Genomic DNA, 15757 nt, shown 5'->3' with positions numbered 1-15757 from the left:
CATGACGTGGAAATCACCACTGCTCGGACGCGACGGGGCCATCGAAGGCACCGGCATCGATGCCGGTGTCCCCGCCCATTACGGTGAGCCGCTGCCCGAACAACGCCGACTCGACGCCGGGGAAGCCGTCGTGGACCTGTCGCATCGGGGAGTCGTCACCGTCAGCGGTGTCGACCGGCTCTCCTGGCTGAACACCCTCTCCAGCCAGCTGTTGCTCGGCCTGGCTCCGGGGGAAAGCAGCGAAACACTGCTGCTGACCGTGCAGGGACGCATCGAATATGCCTGCCGCGTCATCGACGATGGCGAGACGACCTGGCTGATCGTGGAGGCCGCCGACGCGGCCCCGCTGGCCTCCTGGCTCGACGCCATGCGCTTCACGCTGCGTGTCGAGGTCCACGACGCCACGGCCGACTGGGCCGTGGTCGGCGCCGGAGCCCCGCTCGAAGTACTGGCCGGATTCACCGCCTGGCGGGATCCGTGGCCGGGCATCAGCACCGGAGGCTACGCCTATTCGGCCCCCGAGCACGCTGGCACGGGCCGGGTCTGGATCGAATACCTGGTTCCGCGGGCCGAACTGGAATCCGCCATCGGGCAACTGCCGCTGGCGGGGACCATGGCAGCCGAGGCGCTTCGCGTGGCCGCATGGCGTCCACGGGTGGCCGTGGATGCCGATGAAAAGACCATTCCCCACGAACTGGATCTGCTGCGCACTTCCGTCCACATGGACAAGGGCTGCTATAAGGGCCAGGAGACGATCGCCCGGGTCCACAACCTGGGCCGTCCGCCGCGTCGGGTGGTCTTCCTGCATCTGGATGGCAGCATGCACTCCCATCCGGCCGCCGGAAGCGAAGTGAAACTGGGGGAGAAGACCGTCGGCAGGGTCACCTCCGTCGCCTGGCATTACGAAGCCGGGCCGATCGCGCTGGCCGTCGTGCGACGCAACACCGATCCCGAGGCGGCCTTGACCGTGGTGGATGGTGACGAGGAGTACCCGGTGAACCAGGAAACGATCGTGACTCCGGACGCCGGCCAGGTCGTGGGCCGGGCCACCGGGTTCCTCCGCCCGCGCCGCTAGGCCGGCCCCCCGGGCCGTGCCGTGGGCGTGTGCCTTATTCCCCGCCCAGGCTGGCCCGGGTGAGGGATCCGGAGAGCACGAGCCCCAGGGCATCGGCCAGACGCTGGGCGCCCTTATGGTTCACATCGGCGGCAAACTGGGCCACGAACCCTTCACTGAGGGCGTCGTCGGCGGCCACCGCGGCGATGTAGGTCCCGAGTCCATGCCGCCGCAGCGACGGTGCCGTGAGGACCTTCAGATCGGCGATGAGCCCTTCCCAGACCGAATACCCGGCTCCCGCCAGTGCGGCCCGGCCCTCTTCGGCGACGAGGGTGAAGGCCCGGTCCTGGGCGGAGAGCCGGACCCCGGCCAGATCGTCGCGGGGACACAATTCCTCGAGTTCGACGGCGGTGGAGGCCTCATCGGAGACCAGGGTCGTACGCGATTCCACGATCTCCGGAGGCTGGTCGGCGTGGTAGAGCAGGGATTCGCCCAGCCCCCGGGCCGATCCGTCGCCGTGGTCGCGCAGCAGGCCCAGCAGAACCGCTTCGGCCGCCAGTTCCTCATCGGCGGTATCGGCGGCGGCCTGCAGCAGCCAGGCGGGGCCGCAGAGCACAGATCCGGCACCGAAGCGCAGGAACGTCACCGTCGAGGTGTCCTCATCGCAATGGTTGATCCGCAGCGGGGTGTCCCCGCCCATCGCCACCGAGGCGAGGGCGGAGTCCTCCATGTTCAATCGTCGGGCCCACGCCAAGGCGATGATGGCCAGCGTTCCGGTCTCCAGTTCCATGCTCACCACACTACTGATCGCCGGCCCGCAAGGCCCGTCGGAGCTAGCCGAAGAGCAGCGAGGCCTCGTCGTACCGGTGCTGGGGAACACGCTTGAGGTTGTTCAGCGCCGCCTGGAACGGCACCCGGTGGATGTTGGTGCCGCGCAGGGCGACCATGTTGCCCCAGGCCTTTTCCTCCACGGCGTCCACGGAGGCCATGCCCAGCCGGGTGGCCAGCACCCGGTCGAAGGCGCTGGGAACGCCGCCGCGCTGGATGTGTCCGAGTACGGTGGCCCGGGTTTCGATGCCGGTATCGGCCTCGATGCGGTAGGCCAGCTGGTCCCCGATCCCGCCCAGCCGGGGGCGGCCGACGGAATCATGGCCACGATCCGAATACGCTTCCTGCGCACCTTCGGGGACGAACCCCTCGGCGACGACGACCAGGGGGGCGCGTCCGCGGTCCCGGGCTTCGAGGACCCAGGCGTTGATCTGTTCCATGGTCGTGTGCTGCTCGGGGATGAGGATCGCGTGGGCCCCGGCGGCCATGCCGCAGTGCAGGGCGATCCAACCGACATGGCGGCCCATGACCTCGGCCACCATGCAACGGTGGTGGGATTCACCGGTGGTCCGCAGCCGGTCGATGGCCTCCGTGGCGATGGCGACTGCGGTATCGAAGCCGAAGGTGTAGTCGGTGGCGTCGAGGTCGTTGTCGATGGTCTTGGGGACCCCCACGATGTTCACCCCGGCGTCGGTCAGCCGTTTGGCCCCGGCCAGTGTTCCTTCGCCTCCGATGGCGATGACGGCGTCGACGCCCAACCGGTCCAGGGTCTGCTGGATCTTTTCCGGCCCACCGTGGTCCCCGTCGAAGGGGTTGGTGCGGGAGGTGCCCAGGATGGTGCCGCCCTGCTTGGAGATGCCGCGGACGCGTTCGCGGGGAAGATCGACGACATCGCCTTCGACGACTCCGCGCCAGCCGTCGAGGAAGCCCACGAATTCGTGGTTGTGGCTCTTGATGCCGTTCAGGACCGCCCCGCGGATGACGGCGTTCAGTCCCGGGCAGTCTCCGCCGCTGGTCAGGATTCCGATGCGCATGGTGATGTGTGTGCTTTCGTCGGGTTCTCGTCCCGGTGAGGGACCTTGATCGGAGCGCGACGTTGAGCTCAACACGTCGATGCTAGCAACTGGCCCATGAGACGGCCACCACAGCGACACCTGAACACGTCACACGGCCCGGCCCCGTCCGGGGCCGGACCGTCGGTGCCACTACTGGCGGGCGGTCTTGATGATGCGCTCCAGGGGGAGGGTGTCGTCGTGGAAGGGCAGGAGGAGCCAGAGCACCAGATACAGCGGCACGCCGATGAACGGGAGCACGAAACTGAGCAGGATGGCGATCCGGACGATGGTCACATCCCAGCCGGTGGCCCGGGCGATTCCCCCGGCGATGCCGCCGGCCAAACGCTGCGGACCGCGGCGGAACGGGATGGCCCGCAGGGACTTGTAGACGGATTCCATGGGGATTCCTTTCGTGGTGTGCTGCTGGACAGTGACGCTATCAGGACCGGGAGGGGTGCGTCCGGGAGGCCCGGCGTGCCGCCACGAGACCACCGACGACCAACACGAGTCCGGCCCCGAGGAACAGGATGATGGCCACCGTGCTCCCGGACAAGGTGATGCCGTAGAGGACCGAAACCAGGATCAGTAGTCCCACGGCCAGGACCACGAGGCCGAAGACGAAGGTCCCCAACGGCATCCCCTGGGGTTCCTCGGCCACCAGCGGAGCCTCTTCACCGGGGGCTGCCGCCGGGCCCGGGGAGCGGGGGCCGGTTTCGGTGGGTGCCGTCGTCGGCCAGGGGTCCGAGGCGGGGGACTCCGTGGAGGGGGCGGGCCCGGTGGTGCCGATCGGCGTCGTCGGGTCCCCGGAGGGTTCGATGGGCCCGCTCGGCTGGTCGGGCTGCGTTTCGTCCGGACCCTGGTCGGGCTGGTGTTCGGGGTGGGGGGTGCTCATGGTGTGACCTCCTTGGAGGTAATGTCGATGGAATTGAAGGCCCCGTCGATGTCTAGGTGCAGGACCGGACCATCGGCGTCGGCGTTGAGGTTGATGGTGTCCCCGCTGGCGATGCCCGAGTATTTGCGCACGCCGTCGTCGTCGGGCACCTGGAGCGAATAGAAGGCCGAGTCGGCGGTGATCTTCACCGGGACGTCCTCCGGGATGACGATCTTCAGGTTGCTGAAGACGTTGGTCACCGACAGCTTGGTGTCCTCCTTCATGTCGTTCCCGTACGGAGTCAGGTCAAGGGTCCCGTTGTTGAAGACGTAGGTGTACTCCTGGCCCGACCGTTGCACGACCGGCCCGGGCCAGTTGACGCTCGGAGCATATTGGGCCCCGAGTCCGCTGACCAGCAGGGTGGGGACGAGCAACGCGATCGTGAATCCGGTCAGCGCCCCTCCGCGTAGCGAGCGCAGGGCGGCGCCAACCAGGCCGGCGCCCAACACGGTCAATGCGGCGGCCAGGGCCACGGTGACCTCGCGCCCCCCGTAGTCCAGGATCCCGTTCATCGCGGTGAGGATGACGGACCCGGCGACCAGCACGGCCACGCCCAGCAGGATCGCGACGGTGTGGCCGGGAAGGGCCGGGCGGGCCCGGACCGGGCGGGGTGGGGGTGTGGTGGTCATGGGAGCCTTTCCGGGCTGGGCGGGACCCGCAGCCATTGACGGGGCGGCAGAACCCGGGGTGTCCGGGCCTGCGGGAGGCATGGAGGAAGCCCGCGGGGCTTCCGGGTCAAGGGTGGTCCCCTCCGGCCCGTGGCCGGCCGGGGGGCCTTGCCGGTTGAGGCGGTTCTCCCGACGGGTGGACCGGGTGGAGAAGAACCAGATGATGGCGCCCACCCAGATGGCGGTCCAGATGAGGCTGCTCCACCAGGAGTTGCCGGGGTCGAATCGCCAGCCGCCCAGGAAGGAGGGCCCGTTGACGACCCCGATGACCACGAAGATCAGCGACCCGGTCATCCCGCTGCTCCAGTGGCCGCGTCCTGCCTGCTGGAGGTGGATGCGCCCCTCGGAGTCGGGCAGCAGGGCCCAGGCCAGCCCGTAGAGCAGGAGCCCGACGCCGGAGAAGACGACGACGATCAACAACAGGCCGCGGGACAGTGCGGGGTCGATGCCGAAGCGTCGTCCCAGCCCGGAGGAGACACCACCGATCCAGTGGTGTTCACCGCGCTCGACGCCCAGCCCCCGGAGCCAGCGGAAGAAGGAATTTTCTACAGGTGCGTGATTCATGCTTCCATCCTTGCCCGTCGGGGCTCCCGCCACCATCGGGGTCTGCCCTGAACGCCCCCTGATCCTTCCCCCCATTCCCCTGAGCGGGAGTGGTGAACGGGTCCGGGCATGTTTGTATGGGGTCATGACCGAAACGCGCAGCCGCCCACCCCTGGTGCGTGCCGAACCGCGCGTCCTGGGAGGAGTCTGCGCCGGATTGGCGGTCCACCTGAACCACCCCGTGCGCAACATCCGCATCGGGATGGTCCTGCTGACCGTGTTCGCCGGGGCCGGGATCGTGCTGTACGGCTGGCTGTGGGTCATGGTCCCGTCCCGTGAAGACGCCCTGGAGGAGGCCGAGCGTTCCCGCGCCGGAGGCCCCATCGCCCTGGCCGCCGATGCCGGGGCTGTCCCCGGAACGCAGCGGCAGGGGCCCGCGGCTCCGGGCGCCGCCTCGACCTCGGGGGCGGGGGGCCGGTGGTCCCTGCGGCTGGGGGGCCTGGCAGGGCGCCAGGTCCTCGCCGGCGCGGGCCTGCTGCTGCTGAGCGTGTTGCTCTTCGCCCAGATGCAGGGCCTGGCCGTGGCCTGGGGGCTGATCTGGCCGGCCGTGCTGATCATCGCCGGTGCCGTCCTGGCCTGGTTGCAGCTCGACGCGGGCCGGCGGCGTGGGCTGCGCAAGGCCGCCGGGGCCGAACGCGCCGCCGGAATGGTGCGTCTGGTGGGAGGCGTCGCACTGGTCGTCCTGGGGCTGATCTTCCTGGTCTCGGGGGCGGTGAGTCTTGAGTCGCTGTGGAACGGGGTTTTCGTCGCCGTCATCGTCCTGGCCGGGATCCTGCTGGTCCTCGCCCCGTGGGGGCTCAGGTTCTGGCGGGACTACGAATCCGAGCGGGCGAATAGGGTTCGGGTGGGGGAACGGGCAGAGATCGCCGCGCACCTGCACGATTCGGTCCTGCAGACCCTGGCCCTGATCCAGATGCGCGCCGGTGACGAGGCCCAGGTGCTTCGCCTGGCCAGGGCCCAGGAACGGGAACTACGTCAATGGCTCTACCGGGAGGCCCCGGCGGCGGCAGGGGGCATCTGCGCGGACATCCGGGCTGAAGCGGCCCGGCTTGAGGAGTCCCATGACGCGGTGATCGAGGTGGTCGCCGTCGGGGACCTCGAGGGCCTTGAAGGGCACGACGCCGTGGTGCAGGCCGCCCGTGAAGCCATGCTCAATGCGGCCAAGCATGCCGGCGGGACCGTGGCCGTCTACGTGGAAGCCTCCCCGGAAGGAATCGATGTCTTCATCCGCGATCGCGGAACGGGGTTTGATCCGGAGGCCCTGGAGCAGGACCGCCTGGGGGTCCGCGAATCGATCATCGGGCGCATGCAGCGCAACGGCGGGACCGCCACCATTTCCAGCAATACCGGGGGCACCGAGGTGCACCTGTCCATGAAGCATGAACCAAACGAGGAGTCGAACCGGTGAATACGCTCGAACCGGCCGCGGCAGCGCGGCGGACCAGGGTCGTGGTGGTCGATGACCACGCAATCTTCCGTTCCGGACTGAAATCCGATCTGGACGATCGGCTCCAGGTGGTCGGGGAGGCCGCCACCGTGGAAGAAGCCATCAGGATCGTCACCGCACAACGCCCCGACGTCGTCCTGCTTGATGTGCACCTGCCAGGAGGCCGTGGCGGCGGCGGTGCCGAGGTGTTGGCCGGATGCACCGCATTATTGGCCGACGTGCGCTTCCTGGCGCTGAGCGTCTCGGATGCGGCCGAGGACGTGGTGACCGTCATCCGGGCCGGGGCGCGCGGCTACGTGACCAAATCCATTTCGGGGGCCGAGATCTCCGATGCCGTGATCCGGGTGTCGGCAGGGGACGCGGTGTTCTCCCCGCGGCTGGCGGGTTTCGTCCTGGACGCCTTCGGGACCCAGGCCGGGGTCAGCGCCGAGGACGAGCTGGACCTGCTGTCCGCCCGGGAATTGGAGGTCATGCGCCTCATCGCCCGCGGCTACACCTATAAGGAAGTGGCCAAGGAGCTGTTCATCTCGGTGAAGACCGTTGAAACCCATGTCTCCAAGGTCCTGCGCAAGCTGCAGCTGTCCAACCGGCATGAACTCACCCGATGGGCCGTGGACCGCCGGATCCTCTGACCCACGGCCCGGCGCCCCACCGGGTGGTCACGGCTTCTAGGAAGCCCGGCCCAGCAGCTCGGCGATCCGGCCGATGCCTTCGGCGAGGTCCTCATCACCGAGCGCGTAGGACAGACGCAGGAAACCCGAAGGTCCGAAGGCCTCACCGGGGACCACCGCCACTTCTGCCTTTTCCAGGATCAGTGCCGCGAGTTCGGCCGACGTCTGCGGGCGGACCCCGTCGATCTCCCGGCCCAGGAGGGCACGGACGTCGGCGTAGACGTAGAAGGCGCCCTTCGGGGTGGGGCATTCCACCCCGTCGATGGCATTGAGCCCCGCGACGATGGCCTTGCGTCGACGGTCGAAGGCGGTGCGCATCTCATCGACGGCGTCCAACGGGCCGGATACGGCAGCCAGGGCGGCCATCTGCGGGACGTTGGCGACATTCGACGTCGCATGGGACTGCAGGTTGGTGGCCGCCTTGATGACGTCCGTCGGGCCGATCATCCAGCCGACCCGCCAGCCGGTCATCGCGTAGGTCTTGGCCACGCCGTTGAGGATGACGACCCGGTCGCCTAGTTCCGGGGCCGCCGTGGCGATCGAGGTGAACTTCGCATCGTCGTAGGTCAGATGTTCGTAGATCTCGTCGGTGACGACCCACAGGCCCTTCTCGGCGGCCCACCGGCCGATCTCGGCGACCATTTCCGGCGGGTAGACGGCACCGGTCGGGTTGGAGGGGGAGACGAACACCAGGATCTTGGTGCGTTCGGTCACGGCGGCCTCGAGCTGCTCTGTCGTGACCAGGTAGCCCTGCTCGGGGCCGGCGAAGACCTCCACCGGAACGCCGCCGGCCAGGCGGATCGCTTCGGGGTAGGTCGTCCAATAGGGGGTGGGGACGATGACCTCGTCCCCCGGATCCAGCAGGGTCGCGAAGGTGTTGTAGACCGCCTGCTTGCCGCCATTGGTGACCAGCACCTGGGAGTCCTCCACGGCGTAGCCGGAATCCCGCAGGGTCTTCGCGGCGATGGCGGACTTCAACTCGGGCAGTCCCGAAGCGGGGGAGTAGCGGTGGAATCGTGGGTTGCGTGCGGCGGTGACCGCGGCCTCCACGACATAGTCGGGGGTCGGGAAGTCGGGTTCGCCGGCACCGAATCCGATCACGGGACGTCCGGCGGCCTTGAGCGCCTTGGCCTTGGCGTCCACGGCGAGCGTGGCTGATTCGGCAATCGATCCGATGCGTCGGGAAATGCGTGACATGGGTTCGCTTCCTGGGGTCGGGGGCGTGGGGCCTAGCTGATTCCAGCTTAGCCGCGCTCCGCCGGGCAGCACAGAATGCGTCGGCAGGCCTACGGAAGCAGGCCAATCCGGCGGGTCCGCGGCACAAATCCGGTTCGACTTGTGGGTGGTGAATGCGTAGACTGTTCCCTCGGTGTTGGAATACGCCTCGACGCGGTGTGCTTGAAGGGCCACCACGGCGGGACGGACGACCAATCCGAAGGGTAGTGGCGCAATTGGTAGCGCAGCGGTCTCCAAAACCGCAGGTTGCAGGTTCGAGTCCTGTCTGCCCTGCGCAGTGGCAACCCACATGGTTCATGTGGGGGCTCGGCGAAATCCACGTCACGGTGTGTTGCGGCCGACAGGCCGCGGTGCACCGTGATCGTTTCAAGATGCGAAGAACTCGAATCGAGGCACAGTGACCGAAGCAACAACGGGACGCTCCACGGGCTCCCCCCGAGGCGGCAAGCCCGCCAAGGGCGGTTTCTTTGCGCGTATCGCCTTGTTCTTCCGCCAGGTCATTTCCGAGCTGAAGAAGGTCGTCACCCCGACCCGTAGCGAGTTGGTGAACTACACGCTGACCGTTCTGGGCTTCGTGATCCTGGTGATGCTGATCGTCAGCGGGCTGGACCTGTTGTTCGGAAACGGCGCGATCCTGGTCTTCACCAACCCACCGGAGCAGTAGCGGCTGCCGACATCCTTGAATAAGGGCGACGTCGGCATCCCTCGGCCCAGCCACGATGAAATGTTCTGGTTTACCAGTCAAAGAAAGCAGGAACCGCAGTGTCCGAGCAGGAACTCGAACCGCAGGCCAACGACGACGCCGTTGAGCAGGCAACCGAGGCCGACGCCGTAGAGGCGCCGGTCGATTCCGTCGTTTCGGAACAGACCCCGGCCGCCGAGGCGTCCGAGGAAACCGCGGACGACGCCTCCACCGCCGACGAAGCCACCACCCCGGACGAGGACGAGGCGGAAGCTGAGGCTCCCGAGTTGACCCCCGAGGAGGCCGTCGCGGCCGCCAAGGAGGAGTACCGGACCAAGCTGCGCCGCCAGCCCGGTGACTGGTATGTCATCCATTCCTACGCCGGCTACGAGAACCGCGTGAAGGTGAACCTGGAGACCCGCGCCCAGACCCTGGGCATGGAGGATTTCATCTACGAGATCCAGGTCCCCATGGAAGAAGTCGTGGAGATCAAGAACACGACCCGCAAGATCGTCCGCCGCGTGCGCATCCCCGGCTACGTGCTGGTGCGCATGGAACTGACCGACGAATCGTGGGGCACCGTGCGCCACACCCCCGGCGTCACCGGTTTCGTGGGCAACGCCCATGATCCGACGCCGTTGAGCCTGGACGAGGTGTTCTCGATGCTCGAGCACACCATCGTGAGCGAGGAACCTGCCCAGGAAGGCGGCTCCTCGAAGCCGGGACGCGCCCCGTTCACCGAGGTCAACGTCGATTTCACCGTCGGGGAGTCGGTGACCGTCAACGACGGGCCGTTCGAGACCCTGCCGGCGACGATCAGCGAGATCAAGCTCGAGTCCCAGCAACTCGTGGTCCTCGTGTCGATCTTCGAACGCGAGACCCCGGTGACGCTGTCGTTCAGCCAGGTCACCAAGATCCAGTAGGGATCACCGAAGACTTCGTTCCCAGTGCGGCCGCTTTCCGCCGCTGGAAACGACCAGGCCGCCGCGCCACGGCGGCCACCACCCCGGGACACGCTCCTGTGTTCCGCGGGAAACGCAATGAGAAGAAGGTCCCGATATGGCCCCGAAGAAGAAAAAGGTTTCCGGCCTCATCAAGCTGCAGATCCAGGCAGGTGCCGCCAACCCGGCCCCGCCGATCGGTCCGGCACTTGGTCAGCACGGCGTGAACATCATGGAGTTCTGCAAGGCGTACAACGCCGCCACGGAATCCCAGCGCGGCAACGTCATCCCGGTGGAGATCACGGTCTATGAAGACCGTTCCTTCACCTTCATCACCAAGACGCCGCCGGCTGCCGAGCTCATCAAGAAGGCTGCGGGCGTCGCCAAGGGCTCGTCCACCCCGCACATCGACAAGGTGGGCAAGCTCTCCGCCGCACAGGTCGACGAGATCGCCAACACCAAGATGGAGGACCTGAACGCCAACAACATTCAGGCCGCCGCCAAGATCGTCGCCGGAACCGCCCGCTCCATGGGCATCACCGTCGAGGGCTAAGACCGCCCGACCGTTTCCGCCTCCCGGCGGCAACACCCACCAAACATCAAAGAACGACGTCGGAAGCCCCCTCCGGTGGCAGCCACCGGCGTCGTAGTGGCAGGGTCCAGCGCGATCCACGAATGACCACGACTGCATAAGGAGAACAAGCAGATGGCAAAGCGCAGCAAAGCATTCCAGGCGGCCGCCGCCAAGATCGATGGCGACAACCTGTACTCCCCGATCGAGGCCATCGCCCTGGCCAAGGAGACCGGCTCACCCAAGACGGACTCGACCGTGGAGGTCGCCTTCCGCCTGGGCGTCGATCCCCGCAAGGCCGACCAGATGGTCCGCGGCACCGTCAACCTGCCGCACGGCACCGGCAAGACCGCCCGCGTGCTGGTCTTCGCCAACGGCGACAAGGCTGAAGCAGCCATTGCCGCCGGCGCCGACTTCGTGGGCTCCGACGACCTGATCGAAAAGATCCAGGGCGGTTGGACCGACTTCGATGCCGCCGTGGCAACCCCTGACCTGATGGGCAAGGTCGGACGTCTGGGCAAGGTCCTGGGCCCGCGTAACCTGATGCCGAACCCGAAGACCGGCACCGTGACCATGGATGTCGCCAAGGCCGTCACCGACATCAAGGGCGGCAAGATCGACTTCCGCGTCGACAAGCACTCCAACCTGCACTTCATCATCGGCAAGGTGTCCTTCGACGCCGAGAAGCTGGCGGAGAACTACGCAGCAGCCCTCGATGAGGTCCTGCGCCTGAAGCCCTCGGCTTCCAAGGGCCGGTACATCTCGAAGGCGACCGTGGCCACCACCTTCGGCCCCGGCATCCCGGTGGACCCGAACGTGACCAAGGTCATCGCCGACGCCTAAACGGCAGAGGCCTCCCCTGCAGGGGAAACAAGGAACCCCCGCACCGAAGGGTGCGGGGGTTCCTTGTCTTTACCCGGGGGACCATGGATGGCTAGACTATTGATTGACAAGTACCAATCAGTGGTTCGACGCAGGTGTCTGCCACACGGAGCGCCAGCGGAAGGCCGCCATGCCAGAACCAACCACGCTGCAGGAACTAGCCATCCCGACCACCCTGGACGGCCCCGGCGGGGCGGCGTTCTCCACCATCCGGGGGCTCTTTCGGCAGGCCGGGATCGAAGAGCTCGGACATGATGACCTCGTGACCGGCGATTCCGTGGAAATCGCCCGGATCCAACCCAGTGCCTACGGCCGGCACCTGATTCAGGTGGCCCGCCGGGGGCAGGGCCCGGAAGCGGAGATCATCGGCGCGGCCGTGGTCTTCCTGCCCTCGGCCGAAAACCGGCAGTCGGCCGACGTCGACCTGGTCGTGGCCACGCGGTGGCGGCGCCAAGGGGTGGGCAGCCGGCTGCTCCGTCGGGTGGCCGACCGGTGTCTGGAACGGGGGCGCACCGTACTGAACCTCTATACCGGCGTCTCGCTGGACCATGGTGGTGAAGAAGCAGCGGATCGGCCCGTGGAGGGGGTGCTGCGACCTGACTCCGGGGCCGGATGGATCAGCCTGGACGCGCCCGGGCCCGCCTTCGCCCATCGACACGGCTTCACCCTGGGACTGGTGGACCGTGGCAGCAGGGCCGGGATCGGAATCGATGATGACGCGGCCCTGGCGTCCCTGGAGGAGCGGGCCTCCGCCTCCGGGACCGGCTATGTCCTCGAATCGTGGACGGGGCCGGTGCCGGACGACGACGTGGCCGACTACTGCCGGATCATCGAGCGCATGGATACCGACCCTCCGGCCGGCGGGCTGAGCTTCGAACCCTCACGGTGGGATGGCCCGCGACTGCGCACCATGGAGGCCCGGCGACGGAACCAGGGGACCACCTCGGTGGTCACCGTGGCCCGTGAACTCGCCAGTGGACACCTGGTCGCCTATACCGAACTGGTGGTGTTCAACGGCCAGGACCACCTCGCTTTCCAGGAGGGGACGCTGGTGCTTCCGGAGCATCGGGGCCACCGGCTCGGCCTGCGGATCAAGGCATCCAACCACCGGCGGCTGCTGCAGGCCCTGCCGCGGGTCGACCGCATCTACACCTGGAACGCCGCGGAGAATTCCTACATGCTCCGGGTCAACGAGGCCCTGGGGTTCTCGCCGTCCATGATGGAAGGCGAATGGGCCAGGACCGGGGACCCGGCATGGCCGAACGACCGAATGGCGCTCGGGACCCGCCCTGGGGGATGATGGAATCGGAGTCCTCGGTGGATCAGCACAGCAGCATCGTCGGGGTCCCGTAGTCCCACGGCGCCGGATGGGGAAAACCCCCTGGCCCCTGGGCGGAGTTCCTTGACCAACACCCCTGGTGACCGTGCGGCACGGGGACTGCTGGTCCCCGGGGCTCCAAGCCAGACGCCGAAGAGCCCCAATGGAGGAGCCTGCCATGCCATCGAGCCAACCACCCCTGCCATCCGGGGAATCGACCTCCACCAGACAGGGGGCCCTCCCGGCGTGGAACCGGTTCGACACCAGCTGGACCCTCGGACTCTTTGGCACGGCAGTGGGTGCCGGGATCCTCTTCCTGCCGATGAACGCAGGTCTGGGAGGGCTGTGGCCGCTGCTCATCGCCACGTTGTTGATCTGGCCGATGACCTACTTCTCCCACCGGGCGCTCTCACGCATCGTCTGCGCCTCACCGAACCCCGGCCAGGACATCACCGGGGTGGTGCGGAACTACTTCGGAGAGAACGCCGGGCGCGTGGTGACGATCCTGTACTTCCTGGCGATCTATCCCATCGTGCTGATCTACGGGGTGGGCATCACCAATACGGTGGAAAGCCTGATGGTCCATCAACTCGGCCTGGAGCCGTGGCCCCGCTGGGTCCTGGCCGGGGTGCTGATCCTGTTGATGTCCTCGGTCATGGTGGCCGGGAAGAAGGTCATGCTGGTCGTCACCCAGTGGCTGGTCTATCCGTTGATCGCCGTGCTGTTGGTGGTCACCCTCCTGCTCATTCCCTCCTGGTCCTTCGAAGGATTCGGTGCCTTCCCCGCAGCCGGCGACTTCGCCATGTCGCTGTGGCTGATGATCCCGGTCCTGGTCTTCTCGTTCAACCATTCCCCGGCGATCTCACAGTTCTCCGTCTCGCTGCGGGAGCGCTACGGGGCGGGGTCGGTGGACAAGGCCTCATCGATCCTCCGCGTGGTCGCCACCCTCCTGGTCGTCTTCACGATGGGCTTCGTCTGGTCCTGCGTCCTGGCGCTGGGCCCCGAGGGGCTGCAGGACGCCAAGGACGCGAACCTGCCCGTGCTCTCGCACCTGGCCAATGTCATGGACATGCCCATCATTGCCTGGCTGGGCCCCGCAGTGGCCATTGCCGCCATCGCCTCCTCCTTCTTCGGGCACTGGCTGGGCGCCGCGGAAGGGGCCACCGCGATCGTGAGGACCATGGTGGACCCGGCCGAGAAACGCCTCAGTGACCGGACCCTGAAGATCGGGGTGAGTGTCTTCCTCATCGTGACCACCTGGGTGGCGGGAATCCTCAATCCGAGCATTCTGGCATTGATCGAGTCGTTGGCCGGCCCCGTGATCGCCGCGGTGCTCTACCTGATGCCGATGTATGCAATTCATAGGGTTCCGGCCCTGGCCCGGTTCCGGGGGAGGGCCTCCAACGTCTTCGTGGTCATCGCCGGCATCGTGGCCGTCGGCGGAATCCTCATCAGTCTGCTGCGCTGATCCCTCCGGGGGCGCCTTCGTGATCTCGAAGGCGTCCCCGGAGTCGATTTGGAACTGCGGCCCGTCTGCGGATAAACTAAGGGAACCAAAGACCGTCGGTCGGTGGTGCCCCGTGCCAGCATGGGAAACCATCCGAAAGTCCCAGCTAATGGGCGGCCTACGCAGGTGAACGAAGACTTTCCTTCCCGCTCGACCCGTCGTCAGGAAGTTGAAGCCCCGTGCATCTGCGCGGGGCGTTTTTTATGCCAGCCCTTCCGGGCTCGTGGACCGGTCAGACCGACTCGTAAACAATCCCCGGAAGGAGGGTTATGGCAACGCAAATCAAGATTTCAGCTGTTCAGGAAATCATCAACGACTTCAAGGAGTCGAGTGCCGCTGTCCTGACCGAATACCGTGGGCTCAGCGTTGCACAGCTCCAGGAGTTGCGCCGTGCGCTTGGTGAAGACACCAAGTTCTCGGTTGTGAAGAACACCCTGACGGGCATCGCAGCCAAGGAAGCAGGCATCGATTCGTTCGATGGCCAGCTTGCCGGCCCGACCGCCATCGCCTTCATCAAGGGCGATGCAGTGGCCGCGACCAAGAGTCTGACGGATTTCGCGAAGTCCAACGAGAAGCTGGTCGTCAAGTCCGGCTACTTCGAAGGTGCGTCCATGGACGCGGCCCAGGTGGTCGCATTCGGTGCGCTCCAGTCCCGCGAACACCAGCTGGCCCGCATCGCCGGTGTCCTGCAGGCGCCGGCTTCGGCCGCAGTCCGCACCATCGACGCCCTGCGCGCCAAGCATGAAGAAGGTGGTGCAGCCTCGGCTCCGGCCGAAGCTCCTGCCGCCGAGGCCGAGGAAGCACCTGCTGCCGACGCTGCCACCGAAGAAGCCTAAGGGCCCTTCAAACCACCGAAAATCTCGTGGCACCCCAGCGTGCCGCCCCACTGAAAGGACGCCACATCATGGCGAAGCTCAGCACTGAAGAGCTCCTTGAGGCCTTCAAGGAAATGACCATCGTCGAGCTCTCCGAGTTCGTTAAGACCTTCGAAGAGACCTTCGACGTCACCGCCGCGGCCGTTGCCGTTGCCGGTCCGGCCGGCGGTGCCGAAGAGGCTGCCGAGGAGCAGACCGAATTCGACGTCATCCTCGAAGGCCCCGGCGACAAGAAGATCGCAGTCATCAAGGAGGTCCGCGCACTGACCTCACTGGGTCTGAAGGAAGCCAAGGACCTCGTCGACGGCGCCCCGAAGGCCGTCCTGGAAGGCGCATCCAAGGATGTTGCCGACAAGGCCAAGGAGGCCCTCGAGGCCGCCGGCGCTGCCGTCACGCTCAAGTAGCAGACAGGCAACACGGGCGCGGCCCCGTCCACCGATCAGGTGGGCGGGGCCGCGCTGTTTAACCGGTGGGCACGACGGGCCACC

17 protein-coding genes and 1 tRNA gene are annotated in these 15757 nt (G+C 67.0%); 12 read left to right on the top strand and 6 right to left on the bottom strand.

The window, feature by feature from the left end:
- Position 1 precedes the first annotated feature (1 nt).
- Positions 2-1075: a CAF17-like 4Fe-4S cluster assembly/insertion protein YgfZ gene (ygfZ, locus tag ACT3S2_RS00370; protein WP_444553316.1), complete on the top strand. Its 1074-nt coding sequence runs from the start codon at positions 2-4 to the stop codon at positions 1073-1075.
- Between the two features lie 34 nt (positions 1076-1109).
- Here the strand turns inward: ygfZ and ACT3S2_RS00365 are convergent, their stop codons facing one another.
- From ACT3S2_RS00365 to ACT3S2_RS00345, 5 genes are all read right to left on the bottom strand, one after another.
- A complete protein-coding gene (locus ACT3S2_RS00365) occupies positions 1110-1844 on the bottom strand; it encodes a GNAT family N-acetyltransferase (RefSeq protein WP_444561064.1) in 735 nt (244 codons plus the stop codon).
- Between the two features lie 43 nt (positions 1845-1887).
- On the bottom strand, positions 1888-2916 hold the full coding sequence (locus ACT3S2_RS00360) for a 6-phosphofructokinase (RefSeq protein WP_444553314.1): 1029 nt from the start codon (positions 2914-2916) through the stop codon (positions 1888-1890).
- 171 nt (positions 2917-3087) lie between these two features.
- Entirely contained in the window at positions 3088-3336 is a 249-nt protein-coding gene (locus tag ACT3S2_RS00355) for a PspC domain-containing protein (protein ID WP_444553313.1), read from the bottom strand.
- Between the two features lie 40 nt (positions 3337-3376).
- Complete coding sequence (locus ACT3S2_RS00350) at positions 3377-3829, bottom strand: hypothetical protein (protein ID WP_444553312.1); 453 nt, start codon at positions 3827-3829, stop codon at positions 3377-3379.
- Positions 3826-5100 carry a PspC domain-containing protein gene (locus ACT3S2_RS00345; RefSeq protein WP_444553311.1) on the bottom strand — a complete coding sequence of 425 codons (1275 nt, stop codon included), beginning with the start codon at positions 5098-5100 and terminating at the stop codon, positions 3826-3828. Before ACT3S2_RS00345 ends, ACT3S2_RS00350 begins: the two co-directional genes overlap by 4 nt.
- 124 nt (positions 5101-5224) lie before the next feature.
- Here ACT3S2_RS00345 and ACT3S2_RS00340 point away from each other — a divergent pair, with 124 nt between their 5' ends.
- Complete coding sequence (locus ACT3S2_RS00340) at positions 5225-6547, top strand: ATP-binding protein (protein WP_444553310.1); 1323 nt, start codon at positions 5225-5227, stop codon at positions 6545-6547.
- Entirely contained in the window at positions 6544-7218 is a 675-nt protein-coding gene (locus ACT3S2_RS00335) for a LuxR C-terminal-related transcriptional regulator (protein WP_444553309.1), read from the top strand. The genes ACT3S2_RS00340 and ACT3S2_RS00335 overlap by 4 nt, the downstream gene beginning before the upstream one ends.
- Before the next feature lie 36 nt (positions 7219-7254).
- On the opposite strand, the gene ACT3S2_RS00330 is transcribed toward ACT3S2_RS00335, so the two are convergent.
- The gene (locus ACT3S2_RS00330; protein ID WP_444553308.1) at positions 7255-8454 is read right to left on the bottom strand and encodes a pyridoxal phosphate-dependent aminotransferase; all 1200 of its coding nucleotides are present in this window, start codon (positions 8452-8454) and stop codon (positions 7255-7257) included.
- A gap of 239 nt (positions 8455-8693) precedes the next feature.
- Here ACT3S2_RS00330 and ACT3S2_RS00325 point away from each other — a divergent pair.
- The 9 genes from ACT3S2_RS00325 to rplL all read left to right on the top strand — a co-directional run bounded on the left by ACT3S2_RS00325 (position 8694) and on the right by rplL (position 15673).
- Positions 8694-8766 (top strand) — tRNA-Trp (locus tag ACT3S2_RS00325).
- Between the two features lie 124 nt (positions 8767-8890).
- Entirely contained in the window at positions 8891-9157 is a 267-nt protein-coding gene (gene secE / locus ACT3S2_RS00320; protein WP_087000260.1) for a preprotein translocase subunit SecE, read from the top strand.
- Between the two features lie 98 nt (positions 9158-9255).
- Complete coding sequence (gene nusG, locus ACT3S2_RS00315) at positions 9256-10098, top strand: transcription termination/antitermination protein NusG (RefSeq protein WP_444553307.1); 843 nt, start codon at positions 9256-9258, stop codon at positions 10096-10098.
- Between the two features lie 136 nt (positions 10099-10234).
- Positions 10235-10669 (top strand): 50S ribosomal protein L11, encoded by a 435-nt coding sequence (gene rplK / locus ACT3S2_RS00310; RefSeq protein ID WP_444553306.1) that lies wholly within the window; start codon positions 10235-10237, stop codon positions 10667-10669.
- A 153-nt stretch (positions 10670-10822) separates the two neighbouring features.
- Entirely contained in the window at positions 10823-11530 is a 708-nt protein-coding gene (gene rplA / locus ACT3S2_RS00305; RefSeq protein ID WP_444553305.1) for a 50S ribosomal protein L1, read from the top strand.
- Positions 11531-11699: 169 nt separating this feature from the next.
- The gene (locus ACT3S2_RS00300; protein ID WP_444553304.1) at positions 11700-12869 is read left to right on the top strand and encodes a GNAT family N-acetyltransferase; all 1170 of its coding nucleotides are present in this window, start codon (positions 11700-11702) and stop codon (positions 12867-12869) included.
- A 196-nt stretch (positions 12870-13065) separates the two neighbouring features.
- A complete protein-coding gene (locus ACT3S2_RS00295; protein WP_444561063.1) occupies positions 13066-14355 on the top strand; it encodes an aromatic amino acid transport family protein in 1290 nt (429 codons plus the stop codon).
- A 308-nt stretch (positions 14356-14663) separates the two neighbouring features.
- Positions 14664-15230, top strand: a complete 567-nt coding sequence (rplJ, locus tag ACT3S2_RS00290; RefSeq protein WP_444553302.1) for a 50S ribosomal protein L10 — start codon at positions 14664-14666, stop codon at positions 15228-15230.
- A 68-nt stretch (positions 15231-15298) separates the two neighbouring features.
- Entirely contained in the window at positions 15299-15673 is a 375-nt protein-coding gene (rplL, locus tag ACT3S2_RS00285; RefSeq protein WP_444553301.1) for a 50S ribosomal protein L7/L12, read from the top strand.
- The last annotated feature ends 84 nt before the right edge of the window (positions 15674-15757 follow it).

Origin of the sequence: Arthrobacter sp. AOP36-A1-22 (genome assembly GCF_052377615.1) — a bacterium.
Lineage (GTDB): Bacteria > Actinomycetota > Actinomycetes > Actinomycetales > Micrococcaceae > Arthrobacter_H.
Note: the sequence above shows the minus strand (reverse complement) of the source record. Positions and strands in the feature narration are given on the sequence as shown.

Coding starts and splice junctions, on each gene's coding strand:
- rplL (WP_444553301.1), top strand. CDS start 15,299: ATGGCGAAGCTCAGCACTGAAGAGCTCCTTGAGGCCTTCAAGGAAATG.
- ACT3S2_RS00340 (WP_444553310.1), top strand. CDS start 5,225: ATGACCGAAACGCGCAGCCGCCCACCCCTGGTGCGTGCCGAACCGCGC.
- ACT3S2_RS00295 (WP_444561063.1), top strand. CDS start 13,066: ATGCCATCGAGCCAACCACCCCTGCCATCCGGGGAATCGACCTCCACC.
- ACT3S2_RS00350 (WP_444553312.1), bottom strand. CDS start 3,829: ATGAGCACCCCCCACCCCGAACACCAGCCCGACCAGGGTCCGGACGAA.
- ACT3S2_RS00330 (WP_444553308.1), bottom strand. CDS start 8,454: ATGTCACGCATTTCCCGACGCATCGGATCGATTGCCGAATCAGCCACG.
- ygfZ (WP_444553316.1), top strand. CDS start 2: ATGACGTGGAAATCACCACTGCTCGGACGCGACGGGGCCATCGAAGGC.
- ACT3S2_RS00365 (WP_444561064.1), bottom strand. CDS start 1,844: ATGGAACTGGAGACCGGAACGCTGGCCATCATCGCCTTGGCGTGGGCC.
- ACT3S2_RS00360 (WP_444553314.1), bottom strand. CDS start 2,916: ATGCGCATCGGAATCCTGACCAGCGGCGGAGACTGCCCGGGACTGAAC.
- rplJ (WP_444553302.1), top strand. CDS start 14,664: ATGGCAACGCAAATCAAGATTTCAGCTGTTCAGGAAATCATCAACGAC.
- ACT3S2_RS00355 (WP_444553313.1), bottom strand. CDS start 3,336: ATGGAATCCGTCTACAAGTCCCTGCGGGCCATCCCGTTCCGCCGCGGT.
- ACT3S2_RS00300 (WP_444553304.1), top strand. CDS start 11,700: ATGCCAGAACCAACCACGCTGCAGGAACTAGCCATCCCGACCACCCTG.
- rplK (WP_444553306.1), top strand. CDS start 10,235: ATGGCCCCGAAGAAGAAAAAGGTTTCCGGCCTCATCAAGCTGCAGATC.
- rplA (WP_444553305.1), top strand. CDS start 10,823: ATGGCAAAGCGCAGCAAAGCATTCCAGGCGGCCGCCGCCAAGATCGAT.
- ACT3S2_RS00345 (WP_444553311.1), bottom strand. CDS start 5,100: ATGAATCACGCACCTGTAGAAAATTCCTTCTTCCGCTGGCTCCGGGGG.